Annotated in this window: 10 protein-coding genes; 4 read left to right on the plus strand and 6 right to left on the minus strand. The window is 40.1% G+C overall.

Translation table 11 applies throughout. The features are described 5' to 3' along the window. Positions 1 to 206: 206 nt before the first annotated feature. The 6 genes from lpdA to ampD all read right to left on the minus strand — a co-directional run bounded on the left by lpdA (position 207) and on the right by ampD (position 9061). Positions 207 to 1634, minus strand: coding sequence for a dihydrolipoyl dehydrogenase (lpdA, locus tag AN389_RS18735; RefSeq protein WP_055018841.1), 1428 nt, complete (start codon positions 1632 to 1634; stop codon positions 207 to 209). Between the two features lie 175 nt (positions 1635 to 1809). Continuing rightward, the gene (aceF, locus tag AN389_RS18740; protein ID WP_055020448.1) at positions 1810 to 3720 is read right to left on the minus strand and encodes a pyruvate dehydrogenase complex dihydrolipoyllysine-residue acetyltransferase; all 1911 of its coding nucleotides are present in this window, start codon (positions 3718 to 3720) and stop codon (positions 1810 to 1812) included. Between the two features lie 10 nt (positions 3721 to 3730). Next, a complete protein-coding gene (aceE, locus tag AN389_RS18745; RefSeq protein ID WP_055020449.1) occupies positions 3731 to 6397 on the minus strand; it encodes a pyruvate dehydrogenase (acetyl-transferring), homodimeric type in 2667 nt (888 codons plus the stop codon). A 90-nt stretch (positions 6398 to 6487) separates the two neighbouring features. Then, on the minus strand, positions 6488 to 7237 hold the full coding sequence (pdhR, locus tag AN389_RS18750) for a pyruvate dehydrogenase complex transcriptional repressor PdhR (protein WP_004588597.1): 750 nt from the start codon (positions 7235 to 7237) through the stop codon (positions 6488 to 6490). 404 nt (positions 7238 to 7641) lie between these two features. Then, positions 7642 to 8493, minus strand: a complete 852-nt coding sequence (gene ampE, locus AN389_RS18755; RefSeq protein ID WP_055020450.1) for a beta-lactamase regulator AmpE — start codon at positions 8491 to 8493, stop codon at positions 7642 to 7644. A gap of 13 nt (positions 8494 to 8506) precedes the next feature. Next, the gene (ampD, locus tag AN389_RS18760) at positions 8507 to 9061 is read right to left on the minus strand and encodes a 1,6-anhydro-N-acetylmuramyl-L-alanine amidase AmpD (RefSeq protein WP_055018844.1); all 555 of its coding nucleotides are present in this window, start codon (positions 9059 to 9061) and stop codon (positions 8507 to 8509) included. A 218-nt stretch (positions 9062 to 9279) separates the two neighbouring features. Here ampD and nadC point away from each other — a divergent pair, with 218 nt between their 5' ends. From nadC to AN389_RS18790, 4 genes are all read left to right on the plus strand, one after another. Then, a complete protein-coding gene (gene nadC, locus AN389_RS18765; RefSeq protein ID WP_055020451.1) occupies positions 9280 to 10125 on the plus strand; it encodes a carboxylating nicotinate-nucleotide diphosphorylase in 846 nt (281 codons plus the stop codon). Positions 10126 to 10599: 474 nt separating this feature from the next. After that, complete coding sequence (locus AN389_RS18770; RefSeq protein ID WP_055020452.1) at positions 10600 to 11034, plus strand: pilin; 435 nt, start codon at positions 10600 to 10602, stop codon at positions 11032 to 11034. Positions 11035 to 11093: 59 nt separating this feature from the next. Next, entirely contained in the window at positions 11094 to 13010 is a 1917-nt protein-coding gene (locus AN389_RS20250; protein ID WP_082430584.1) for a sulfatase-like hydrolase/transferase, read from the plus strand. Then, entirely contained in the window at positions 13010 to 14236 is a 1227-nt protein-coding gene (locus tag AN389_RS18790) for a type II secretion system F family protein (RefSeq protein WP_055020456.1), read from the plus strand. Before AN389_RS20250 ends, AN389_RS18790 begins: the two co-directional genes overlap by 1 nt. The last annotated feature ends 94 nt before the right edge of the window (positions 14237 to 14330 follow it).

A 14330-nucleotide genomic window follows, 5' to 3' on the forward strand; every position in this document is an offset into this window, starting at 1 on the left:
CAGCTATCAGCTATCAGCTATCAGCTATCAGCTATCAGCTATCAGCTATCAGCTATCAGCTATCAGCTATCAGCTATCAGCTATCAGCTCAAAATAAAAAACCAAACCAACTGACGCTAGTTTTATTTAATCTATTTTTAATAGCTGCTATAAAAACAAAACCCAGCAAAAGCTGGGTTTTTTAAAAACCAAATTAAAAAGTTAAATTACTTCTTCTTTTTAACCGCTTTTTTGTTTGGTAAGTCAGTGATTGAACCTTCAAAAATCTCAGCTGCAAGGCCAATTGACTCGTTCAATGTTGGGTGAGCATGAATAGTAAGTGCTAAGTCTTCACCGTCTGCGCCCATTTCAACTGCTAAGCCGATTTCGCCAAGCATTTCGCCTGCGTTAATACCCACCATAGCACCACCAATTACACGGCCACTGTCTTTATCAAAGATAAGCTTAGTAGAGCCTTCAGTACGAGCAGATGCAATTGCGCGACCTGATGCTGCCCACGGGAATACCGCAGTTTCAATGCTTAAGCCTTGCTCTTTTGCTTCTTTCTCAGTCACACCAACCCACGCGATTTCTGGATCAGTGTAGGCAATTGAAGGAATACATTTAGGGTCAAAGAAGTGCTTCTGACCAGAGATAACCTCTGCTGCAACATGGCCTTCGTGTACCGCTTTATGCGCAAGCATAGGTTGGCCAACTAAATCACCAATTGCAAAAATATGGTCTACGTTAGTACGTAATTGCTTATCAACATTAATAAAGCCACGCTCATCAACATTAACACCTGCTTTATCAGCATCAAGTAAGTTACCGTTAGGCGTACGGCCTACAGCAACAAGTACTTTATCGTAACGTACTGGCTCAGCTGGTGCGTTTTTGCCTTCAAAAGTAACGTATAAGCCATCATCTTTCGCTTCAACGCCAACAACTTTAGTAGAAAGCATAACATTGAATTTTTTGCTTACGTATTTTTGGTAAATCTTGATGATATCTTTATCCGCAGCCGGAACTAACTGATCTGCAAATTCAACTACATCAATATCAGAACCTAATGCGCGGTAAACTGTACCCATTTCAAGACCGATGATACCACCACCTAAAACAAGTAGTTTCTCTGGTACGTCTTTAAGCTCTAATGCGCCAGTTGAATCAATTACACGGTCATCCTCTGGGATGAACGGTAAGCTAACAGGTTTAGAACCCGCAGCAATGATTGCGTTATCAAATGTAATAGTTGTAGTGCCGTCAGCACCTTCAACGTCTAAAGTGTTACTACCAGTGAATTTACCGTAACCTGGTACAACTTTAACTTTACGCATCTTAGCCATGCCGTCTAAGCCACCAGTAAGCTGGCCAACAACCGACTCTTTCCAAGAGCGAATTTTGTCTAAATCAATTTGCGGAGCGCCAAAAGTAACACCGTGAGATGACATTTCTGCAGCGTCATCAATCACTTTAGCCACGTGTAAAAGTGCTTTTGAAGGAATACAACCAACATTAAGACATACGCCTCCTAATGTTTCACGCGATTCTACCAATGTAACTTCTAAGCCCAAGTCAGCAGCACGGAAAGCCGCAGAGTAACCACCAGGACCACCGCCTAGTACAACAACTTGAGTTTTTAATTCGTTGCTCATGCTATTACCTTAATTGTTTGAACGGGACACTGCCCTAAAATTTAACTGCCATGTTTCTGCATGGGCAGAAAATCAGAGCAATTCACAAATAGTGCAAAGATTGTATCATTGCATATAGTAAAAATCCCAGCTAAAAACAACTGGCTGGGATTTGATTTTGTTCATATTGTAGCGATTACATCACTAATTGACGAATATCACTCATGTAGCTAGCAAGCGTTGCGGTAAAGCGTGCAGCTAGCGCACCGTCAATCACACGGTGATCGTACGACATAGACAGCGGAACCATTAGTTTTGGCTCAAACTCTTTACCATTCCACTTAGGTTTCATTTCAGATTTAGATACACCTAAAATTGCCACCTCTGGTGCATTAACAATCGGCGTAAATGCCGTACCGCCAATACCGCCTAAGCTTGAAATAGTAAAACAGCCACCTTGCATGTCAGATGAGGTTAACTTACCTTCACGCGCCTTTTTAGAAACATCCATTAGCTCGCGAGATAATTCCATAATGCCTTTTTTGTCCACATCTTTAAACACTGGAACAACTAAGCCATTAGGTGTATCTACCGCAACACCAATGTTAATGTATTTCTTCAGAATTAAGCTTTCGCCATCCTCAGACAGTGACGAGTTAAATGTTGGGAATTCAGCAAGTACTTTTGCCGCTGCTTTCATCACAAACACAAGTGGTGTGATTTTAACACCCAGCTTTTTCTTCTCGCTAAGTACATTTTGCTCTTTACGGAATACTTCAAGGCTTGTGATATCAGCTTCGTCAAACTGTGTAACATGGGGAATTTGCACCCAGTTACGGTGTAAGTTTTTACCCGATAGCTTTTGAATGCGTGATAGTTTTTTCTCTTCGATTTCGCCAAATTTAGCAAAATCTACTTTCGGCCAAGGTATTAAACCAAGCTCACTACCGCCTGCATTGCCTTTACCAGCTGGTAATTGGCCTGATTCAACTTGCTTAACTAAGTTTTTAACATAGTTTTGCACGTCTTCTTTAACCACACGGTTTTTACGGCCTGAGCCTTTAACGTTTGCTAAGTTAATACCAAATTCACGCGCTAAGCGACGAACAACTGGCGATGCATGGGCATATGCGCTGTTGTTTTCAAAGCTTTCGTTGCTTGCTTTAGCAGCAGGTGCAGCTTGAGCTGGCGTAGACTCGGTTTTTGCAGGTGCAGCCGCTGGCTTTTGCTCAGCAGGAGCTGAAGCTTTTGCAGGTGCACTACCCGCCACTTCAAATACAAAAATAAGAGAACCTGTTTTTACTTTGTCGCCCGCAGCTACTTTAATTTCTTTAACTGTACCTGCAAATGGCGCTGGTACTTCCATTGCCGCTTTGTCGCCTTCAACGTTTAAGATAGATTGCTCTTCTTCTACGCTATCGCCAACAGCTACCATGATTTCAGTTACTTCAACTTCATCATCGCCAATATCAGGTACGTTTACTTCTTTGGTGCTTGGCTCGGCGCTTTGAGCAGGCTCTGCTGGTGCAGAGTCTTGCTTAGGCGCATCTGATGCTGGCGCACTTGAACCGGCAACTTCAAAAACAAACACTAAAGAGCCTGTTTTTACTTTGTCGCCTTCGGTTACTTTAATTTCTTTTACAGTACCGGCAAAAGGTGCTGGTACTTCCATAGATGCTTTATCGCCTTCAACACTTAAAATTGACTGCTCTTCATCTACGCTGTCACCAACGGCAACCATGATTTCTGTTACTTCAACTTCATCGTCACCAATATCTGGTACGGTTACTTCTTGAGTAGAAGAACCTGAAGCTTCTGCAGGTGCAGATGCTTCAGTTTTAGCCGGCGCTTCGGGCTCGCTTTGTGAGCCTGACTCTTCGCCTTCAAAAATCATAATTAACGAACCGGTTGTTACCGTATCGCCTTCGCTTACTTTAATTTCTTTTACTGTACCTGCTTGCGCAGCAGGTACTTCCATTGATGCTTTATCGCCTTCAACGGTAAGTAAAGATTGATCAACATCTACTTTGTCGCCAACGCTTACTAAGATTTCGGTTACTTCTACGTCATCGCCACCGATATCTGGTACATTAATTTCAATACTCATTGCAAACCTCTTATGCGTACAGTGGATTTAGTTTGTTTGTGTCAATGTCGAACTTTTTAATTGCTTCAACAACCACTGACTTTTCAACATCACCGCGTTTAGCAAGTTCAGATAACGTAGCAACAACCACGTAGCTTGCATTAACTTCAAAGTGACGACGTAAGTTTTCACGGCTATCAGAACGTCCGTAACCATCTGTACCAAGCACTTTATAGTTGCTGCTTGGAATAAATGAACGCGCTTGTTCTGCGTAGTTTTTCATGTAGTCGGTAGCGGCAACAGTTACTGAGTCGTTTAATACGCTCGTAATGTACGGTGTTTTTTGCTCGCTTTCTGGGTTAAGCATGTTGAAACGCTCAACGTCTTGACCGTCACGGGTAAGCTCATTGAATGAGGTTACTGAGTAAACATCTGAGGCAATACCGTACTCTTCGCTTAAAATAGCTGCCGCTTTGCGTACTTCAGTCATGATAGTACCTGAGCTTAATAGCTGTACGTTGGCTTTTTTACCTTCGTAGCTTTCTAGCTTGTAAATACCTTTACGAATACCTTCTTCAGCGCCTTCAGGCATAGCTGGTTGATGGTAGTTTTCGTTCATAAGCGTTAGGTAGTAGTAAATATTTTCTTGGTTTTCACCGTACATACGACGAATACCGTCTTGAATAATTACCGCAACTTCAAATGCGTACGTTGGGTCGTAAGAAATACAGTTAGGAACCGTATTTGCAAGAATGTGGCTGTGACCATCTTCGTGCTGTAGACCTTCACCATTTAGCGTAGTACGGCCAGCCGTAGCACCTAATAAGAAACCACGTGCTTGTTGATCACCCGCCATCCATGCCATGTCGCCAACACGTTGGAAACCAAACATAGAGTAGTAAATGTAGAATGGGATCATAGGTAAATCGTTCGTGCTGTAAGATGTTGCAGCAGCTACCCATGACGACATTGCACCTAGCTCGTTAATACCTTCTTGAAGTACTTGGCCTGATGTTGCTTCTTTGTAGTAAGAAACAATATCACGGTCTTGAGGGGTGTAGTTTTGGCCATGTGGATTGTAAATACCGATTTGACGGAATAAACCTTCCATACCAAATGTACGTGCTTCATCAGCAATAATTGGCACAATGTTTTTACCAATGCCTTTGTCTTTAAGTAACACGTTAAGTGCACGTACAAAGCCCATTGTGGTAGAAATATCACGCTTTTGCTCTTCAAGTAGCGGCTTAAATGCATCTACTTCTGGCAGTTTTAGCTCTTCGCTAAAGTTAGGAATACGTGTAGGTGTGTAACCTTTAAGTGCTTCACGGCGTGCGTGTAAGTACTTGTATTCTTCTGAGCCTTCTTCAAGCGTTAAGTATGGAAGATCTTTAATTTGCTCTTCTGATACTAAGTCTTGTAGGCCTAAACGATCACGCAAGTGTTCAACATGGCTCATGTCCATTTTTTTCACTTGGTGCGCAATGTTTTTACCTTCAGCTGCTTCACCCATGCCGTAACCTTTTACAGTTTTAGCAAGAATTACAGTAGGACGGTCGTTTGTTTGCTCAGCCTTTTTAAATGCAGCATAAAGTTTAGATGGCTCATGACCACCACGCTTAAGCGCAAAAATTTCGTCATCCGTCATATCAGCAACAAGTGCAGCTGTTTCTGGGTAACGACCAAAGAAGTGCTCACGTACGTACGCGCCATCTTTAGCTTTGTATGTTTGGTAATCGCCGTCAATTGTTTCGTTCATCAATTGTAGTAATTTACCCGATGTATCTTTCGCTAGCAGAATATCCCATCCGCTACCCCATACAACTTTAATTACGTTCCAACCAGCGCCTTTAAATAGGCCTTCTAGTTCTTGAATAATTTTACCGTTACCCATAACTGGGCCATCTAAACGCTGTAAGTTACAGTTAATTAGGTAACATAGGTTGTCTAGCTTTTCACGTGCAGCGAAAGAGATTGCGCCGCGTGATTCTGGCTCATCCATTTCACCGTCACCTAAAAACGCGTATACACGTTGGTTTTTAGTGTCTTTTAAACCACGGCCATCTAAGTATTTTAAGAAACGCGCTTGGTAAATAGACGCAATTGGACCTAAGCCCATAGATACCGTTGGGAACTGCCAAAATTCAGGCATTAATTTAGGATGTGGGTATGAAGGAAGGCCTTTGCCATCTACTTCTTGACGGAAGTTATCAAGCTGTTCAGCTGTTAAACGACCTTCAACAAATGCACGTGCATAAATACCCGGAGAAATATGGCCTTGGTAGTAAACTAAGTCACCGCCATCTACCTCATTTGGCGCTTTAAAAAAGTGATTAAAACACACTTCGTAAAACGCAGCTGATGATTGGTAAGACGCCATATGGCCGCCTAAGTCGAGATCTTTTTTCGATGCACGTAATACAATCATGATTGCATTCCAACGAATAATCGAACGAATACGACGCTCAAGGTTTACATCCCCTGGGTAAGCCGGTTCTTGATCTACTGGAATAGTATTAACGTAGTTAGTTGTTGTGCCAGTTGGCATATCAACGCCGTCTAAACGGGCTTGCTCTAACACTTGCTCAAGTAAAAACTGAGCTCGTTCAACACCTTCTTCGCGCACAACTGATTCAAGAGCTTGTAACCACTCTTGTGTTTCTAGCGCGTCTACGTCAATTTTATTGACTTCAGACATATGGAGGTTTCCTTATGTTTAAAATACGAATGTTGTTAATTTAATACCACGTATACCTAATTTAGTGTGTTCTAAGTACAGCGTATTAGCTTAATTTTGTTTTGTGCGTCTTAAACTACGTTCAATTCGCGAATGCTCTTTACCCGCTTCAAGTAATGCTTCTTCAATAAAGGCTAAATGGGCATTACTGGCTAAACGGGCTTGTTCTGGATTGCCCTCAATTACGGCATCCATTAATAAGCGCCTATGCTGGGCTAATTGATTGCTAATATCTGGTTTTTTTAATAAAACCGTTAAGTTTTGCAATACATTTTGTTCCAGTAGCGCTTGCATGCCTCGCACTAAGTGAAGTAAAACCACGTTGTGTGAGGCTTCGGCTACACTAAAGTGAAACGCATTAATTGCTTTGGCTTTTAGCTGTAAATCGTTATTAACTTGGGCGATTTTATCAAAGCTTTGTTTAACCTTGGTAAAATCGGTGCTGGTACCACGAAGCGCCGCATAATAAGCCGCGATCCCTTCAAGCGCATGACGAAATTCAAGTAAATCAAACTGTGATTCAGGATGCTTACTGATCAAATCAAATAGCGGATCAGTGAGCCCCTCTTCAAGCTGGTTCTTTACAAACGTGCCACCACCTTGCCTACGAGTGACCAATCCTTTTGCTTCTAGCTTTTGGATGGCTTCGCGTAGTGAGGGGCGAGACACCTCAAACTGTTTTGCTAGTTCGCGCTCTGGCGGCAGTTTTTCACCTGGCGCTAATGAGCCCTCAAGAATCATGTTCTCAAGTTGCTGTAAAATAACATCAGATAATTTTGCTGCTTTAATCTTTAAAGACATTAATCAACGTCCACGTTGTATAAATACTAAAAAGCCTAATTTTTAAGGCCTAGAGCTTGACGATTTACCCAAAAGGTAAATTGGTCATACCAAAAATTTTCAATAAGGTATCAAAAAGGCAAATAACTGTCAATTTACGGTTTATTTGAGCAGTTAAGCTAGCGTAACGCATTTTGAACGAAGTTCAAAACAGTACAAAATTGTGGATGTTTTGTGCAAACGTTAACAGGATGAAAACAAATGGTCTGACCAGAATAAATTAGAATATTCACTCTAGTTGAATTTATTGAAGAAATTAGTTTTTGAGTCAAAAAGGTGGGAGCGGCGAGTTTACCCCGCGACTAATTATCTTGCCGCGATACTCACCGTAAGCGCGGCGTACATTGCGCGATATAAAATCGCGACTACGATAAACCGCCAAATAAAGTAAGTAGCGCAATAAGTACTAAATAAAAGAGGACGTTACGTTTAACTAATTTAATCATACAAGTAGCCTCATAGGTGCAGCCATAATAGCGCTGTTCTACTTGCTCAGCCGCAAGTGCGGTACACGTAACCACTTTACGATTTGGCGTTTTAAAATCCAATACATAATGCAGCCAACAGCTTGTACCTTTATTAAAGTTACCAATAACTAAATAGCCAAAACTTGCAACACGCGCTGGTAGCCAATCTAGCCAAAATAATAATTTATGCAGCAGCTTAAAGCGGTTTGCAAACACCACTTTGTGGTTTTCTTTTACTAAATCGGCAAGTGTACGCACTATTGCATACAATACTGCGCCTGGGGCGCCAAGCACAACAAACCAAAAAATTACGGCGCAGTAAAACCTAAAATTGATCCACGCTAAGGTTTGCCCAAATGTTTCTCCGCCTTCCTCATCCTCTAAGTGTTTCTGCCCCATTTGGAGTGCGTATAATGAAGCCGCGGTTTTATCATCTCGCGTTAATGCATTTAAGTACGACTTATATAAAGCCCGGTGCTTAGCACAACCAAAGCACACTAATAAAACCACAACATTTATAGCTAATTGCCACAGTACAAAGTCAGAAAGAACATATATAAGCGCCACAGCCACTACCGGCAACACTAGCCAAATTAAAAAGCCAATTGCCGAGCCAAACAATCCATTTTCATTAAGTAATTTACCCGAACGGTTTAAATAACCATTAGCGTAATAGCTAATTTGCCAGTACTGAGAGCGAGCCCCTAAGCGCTCAAGTATCAGTGCAATAATTATAGAAACTAAAATCATGATGGCTACTCACTTAATTTGCTTGATCTAGCCTGCCTATATAAGCAGACCAATTAAAACTTTCCCCGGGGTCGGTTTTTCGCCCAGGTGCTATATCGCAATGCCCTACTATACGCTTTGTAGTAATAAGCGGGTAGCGAATCATAATAGCCTTTGTCAGGTTATGTAAGCTTGTGTACTGCGCCTGAGTATAAGGGGTGGTATCTGTGCCCTCAAGCTCAATACCTATACTAAAATTATTACACGCACTTTGCCCAGCATACTCAGACTGCCCAGCATGCCATGCGCGTTTATTAAATGGCACATATTGAATAATCTCGCCTGTACGTTTTATAAAACAGTGCGCCGAGACTCTAAGCCCATTTAAATCACAAAAGGTGGGGTGCGCATTACAATCAATCTCACCCATAAACAGGGCATCAACGTGTTCGGTGCCAAACTGCCCAGCTGGCAGGGAAATATTATGAATAACCAACAGTGAAATATCGGCATTTTTAGGGCGCTCATCAAAATGCGTACAGGGCCGCTGTGTTATATTAGCGACAACGCCGCTTGAATCTATTTGCATCATTTTAAAACCACGGTATACATAAGCTTGATGCTAAAGGATTTAAATACAGAATGATAGCCATTACGGTTAGCCAACATGTAACCGCTTAGCAAAGCGGCTTTTAGCGGGTGTGCTCTATATGCAGGTGTAATAGCCTCACTTATTTAAAAGCACTTCTCTTAACTATTTAAACATAGTAAAATTTGCTTAATTTATTAACACTTATGAGCCTTCATATGTCAATTTCGCACTCGCTTATTACTCAACTTGTTACCCTCGCCTTAGATGAAGATCTAAATTATCAAACTGCGCAAGATGGTGATATAACCGCGCAACTTATCCCGCAAAATGAGCACGCAAATGCCAAAGTGATTACCCGTGAAGATTGCGTTTTTTGCGGCAAAGACATTATTACAGAAGTGTTTAAGCAAGTAGATTCAAGCGTTGAAGTAAACGTATTAGTAAATGATGGCGACTTTGTGCCAGCAAACAGCACCTTATTTACCGCTAAAGGCGCTGCCCGCGCTATTTTAACCGCCGAACGTACCGCGCTTAACTTTGTACAAACGCTTTCGGGTACCGCAACCACCACTGCAAATTATGTAAAAGAGCTTAGCGGCACCACAACCCAACTGCTCGATACCCGTAAAACAATACCCGGGCTCAGGCTACTTCAAAAATACGCTGTTAAATGCGGCGGCGGTGCAAACCACCGTATAGGCCTATTCGACGCGTTTTTAATTAAAGAAAACCACATAGCAGCGTGTGGCGGTATTGATAAAGCAGTCGCACAAGCCAAGCAAAACCACCCTACAAAACCAGTAGAAGTAGAAGTAGAGTCGTTACATGAACTTGAGCAAGCCATTAATGCAGGTGCCGATATAATCATGCTCGATAACTTTAGTGTGGAACAAATTCAACAAGCTGTTGTCATTACTAATAAGCGCGCTAAATTAGAGGTTTCTGGCAATATGACGCTAGAAACAGTTAAAACTTACTCACAAGCAGGTGTCGACTTTATATCAAGCGGCGCTCTAACAAAAAATTTACAATCAATCGATTTATCGATGCGTTTTGTATAAAAGCACAGCAATAACTTTGTCATATTAGTTCTAATTAATTGACAAAACGCATGAAAAGACTTTTAATAATCCAAAAGGATTACTTTGTAACAACTTGTTAAATAAAGTATCCTTTTTAGAAAATTATGTGTGCTTTAAGCATATAAAAAGTGTTAGACTAACCCTGTTGTATTACTTCCTTGAAAAATATAGTAATAAGTAACTGCTTTTTGTTTTAATCTTAAAAAAATACCTAAAAGATTAAAGCAAACCGCCAGTATGTTTCCTATATTTAGTCTACTTTGTGTTTAGGTAGCCTGTACAAGTTGCAACATAATGAACTCACATTTAGCTTTTGTGTTTCATACCTAAGGCTAAAAGTACGTGAAAATTTATTTTTAAGTAAATCTGTAAAGTTAATCAGGTAATTTTAGCTTGGCAGTGTCGCCACTAACCTGAGTACCTTACAAAACATTATCCTTTAGGAGAGGAAACATGAAAACAATGACTCAAAAACAACAGGGTTTCACCCTAATTGAATTAATGATTGTTGTAGCAATCATCGGTATTCTTGCTGCAGTGGCATTGCCTGCTTATCAAGATTACACAAAACGTGCTCATGTTAGTGAGGGTATGAATCTAGCAGCCTCAGCTAAAGGGGCTGTTACTGAGTATTATGTATCTGAGGGGGCTATGCCTTCTTCAAATTCAGATGCAGGTTTACCAACAAGCACTACCATGACTGGTAATGCAGTTAAATCTGTTGCTATCAGCGGGGCAGGTAATATAACAGTAACTTTCACTAGCAAAGTTACAGACGGCGCAACTCTAGTTTTAGTCCCTACTGTACCATCTGGTGGTGGGACTATTACGTGGACTTGTGATACTGGCACAGTTGATGATAAATACCTTCCTGCTAACTGTCGTTAATATATTAGCGCAGTATTGATTTTCAGTACTGCGCTACACGCCTCTTTAATTCCCTGCTTATGCTTAAAAATATTTTAGTTTCCTTTTGCATTTTTTTACTATTCGTCTATTTTTGGTTTATAAATATTCCTTCTTTTAACTTCAAAGGAGCTAATGTTGGTTCAAAATTAGAAGTTGGATTGTACAACTACCAATTTTTAGCTGAAGCAACTTTTTTTTTAATAGGTATTATCTTATCTGTTATTCTCTTTGCTTTGTTAAACCATGTTTTATCAACAAATTTGAAAAGCTTAAGTAAGCAGGCTCTCTCTAAATCAGTTTGCCTGTTTATTTCATGGGCGCTGTCTTTATCGTTATTGTTGGGCATAACAAGCTACCTTTACCCTGAGCTTTTTTTTAGTCATGAAGCTTGGAAATCAAAAATATTTTTGCTTAGCTGTTCTTTTATAGTCATTATTATTTTAGTCGCTTCATTTTGGCTAAAAGAAAACCGTTTGAACATCACTGTTCTGTTCATACCCTTTATAATACCAAACCTTACACCAGATTTTCGCCTTAGTGGTACATCAGAACAGGCAAGAGCAAATAAGAATGTATTTATCATCGGTATAGATTCACTTAACACTAGTGTAATTAGTAAAAGACACACACCATTTATTTTCAATTTCATAGATAGTGGAGTTCACCTACCAAATAGTTATACTCATATTGCTAGAACCTTTCCTTCGTGGATGACTATTTTAACAGGAAATTATCCAATTACGAATAAAGCTAGATTTAACCTTACCGACTTCGGTATTTTAGATACAAAAAAAAGCCTACCTTACTATTTAAAAAAGGCGGGTTATTATAACTACTTCTCACTGGATGAAAGACGCTTCAGTCATATAGACCACCGCTTATTTTTTGATAAAACCATAGGCCCTCCAGCTACAATAGGTGAGTTTGTATTCTCTAAGTTACTAGATATTCCATTACTTGTAGTTACCTCTGACTTAACTTTTTTCAATTTCTTAATGCCCCAAATCCATAATAATAGGGCTGCATGGCAAACCTACTCTCCACTAAAATACAATAAAAAGCTTAAAAGAAGTATAGAGTTGAATAATTCACCTATTTTTGTAGCCTCTCACTTTACTTTACCTCATTGGCCTTACAAGAGTAGTCACAATACAACTAATGAAAAGGGCTTATATGAAAAATACCTAGAAAGTGTTGAATCTGCTGATAGTCAAATAGAAAATTATTTTCATTTTCTCCGTCATAATGGACTATTAGATAACTCTATCGTATTTATTTTAAGCGACCATGGTGAAAGCTTTGCTAGAGATGAGGATATGCCTGATAACTCTGAAGAAATCGTAAACCTTGCGGGGCATGGTACTTCCATCGTCTCTCAGCAGCAATTTAATGTGTTAATAAGCTTCAAAGAGTATATAAATGGTAAGGAGGTCAAACATGAAAGTATTAATAAGAGTTTTAGATACGCTCTTTCTGATATAACGCCAACTATTCTAGATATACTAGGGTTAGAGTCACAAGCAGCTTTCGATGGAAAAAGTATATTTAAAGTAAAAACAGAAAGACCCCTACCAATTGAAAGTTCATTAAAACCAACATTTAACAAGTCTGGTAACATTAGTGTTTCGGGGACAGTTGCTCAAAATGCAAACTTATTTGAAATAAGCGACATGGGCCAACTAATAATCAAAACTGAACTACTTCCTATACTAATAAAAGAAAAGCAACGAGGGGTAATATATGGTAAATGGCAACTCTCAATTTACCCTGAACTAAACGATGCTACTTTTATTACAAATTTAGAAACTAACACATTATTTAACTCAGAAATGTTTGATGAGCCAGCTTTAAAACAACTACTACTTTCAAAATTGTGTGAGTTATATTCACCGGAAGTAAAGCAAACTCATATTAGACCTTGTTTCAACAATTTAAACTTTATGGAAATTAAATAATGTCCAAGCAAGTTGATAAAAAAAGTTTAGACACTTTTCAATGGGTAGGAGTAAGCGCTCGCGGCAAACGTATGGAGGGTGAACTAACCGGTAATAGTATTGCTTTAGTTAAGGCTCAACTACGTAAACAAGGCATTACACCTTCGAAGGTTAAGCGCAAACCTAAACCGCTTTTTGGTTCGCGCCTTCAAAAAATCACACCAAAAGATATTGCTTTAGTTACACGCCAAATAGCAACCATGTTAATGGCCGGCGTACCACTCATCCAAGCTATTGAAATGATTGGTACAGGGTCTACTAACAAAAGTGTAGCCAAGTTAATGGAGACCATCGGTGATGAAGTAAAAGCAGGCCAACCATTATCTCAAGCTTTAAGAAAACACCCTCGTTACTTTGATGATTTGTATTGTGATTTAGTCGCCTCAGGCGAACAATCAGGGGCGCTTGATAAAATATTTGACCGTGTTGCTTTATATAAAGAAAAATCTGAAGCACTGAAATCAAAAATTAAAAAAGCCATGTTTTACCCTATCGCGGTTTTAGTGGTTGCCCTTATAGTTACCTCAATACTGCTTATATTTGTTGTGCCACAGTTTCAAGATATATTTAATGGCTTTGGCGCACAACTGCCTGCATTCACATTATTTGTTATTGGCATCTCTGAGTTTATGCAGGAATATTGGTGGATGATGTTAATAGCCATTGTTGGCTTTGGCTATGCGTTTAAAGAAGCTAAACTCAGAAGTTTAAAACTTAGAGATGCAACCGACAGAGCTATATTGAAGCTCCCTGTAATTGGCATGATTTTAAATAAAGCAGCTGTTGCCCGTTATGCCCGTACGCTTTCGACCACCTTTGCTGCGGGGGTGCCACTGGTTGATGCGTTAGATTCAGCTGCTGGTGCTTCGGGTAATGCTGTTTACCGCTATGCAATATTAGATATAAAAGCAGAGGTGAGCTCGGGTAACCAAATGAACTGGGCGATGCGTAATGCTAAAATATTTCCTGATATGGTGATTCAAATGGTCGCGATTGGTGAAGAGTCAGGATCGCTTGATGGTATGCTTGCCAAAGTAGCCACTATTTATGAACAAGAGGTGGATGATGCAGTAGATGGATTGTCTAGCTTATTAGAGCCGCTTATTATGGCCGTACTCGGTGTGCTTGTAGGTGGCTTAATTGTTGCCATGTACTTGCCAATTTTCCAGTTAGGTTCTGTAATTTAAAGCATAGCTGTAAGCTGTAAGCTGTAAGCTGTAAGCTGTAAGCTGTAAGCTGTAAGCTGTAAGCTGTAAGCTGTAAGCTGTAAGCTGTAAGCTG

It is taken from the genome of Pseudoalteromonas sp. P1-7a (assembly GCF_001401855.1).
Lineage (GTDB): Bacteria > Pseudomonadota > Gammaproteobacteria > Enterobacterales > Alteromonadaceae > Pseudoalteromonas.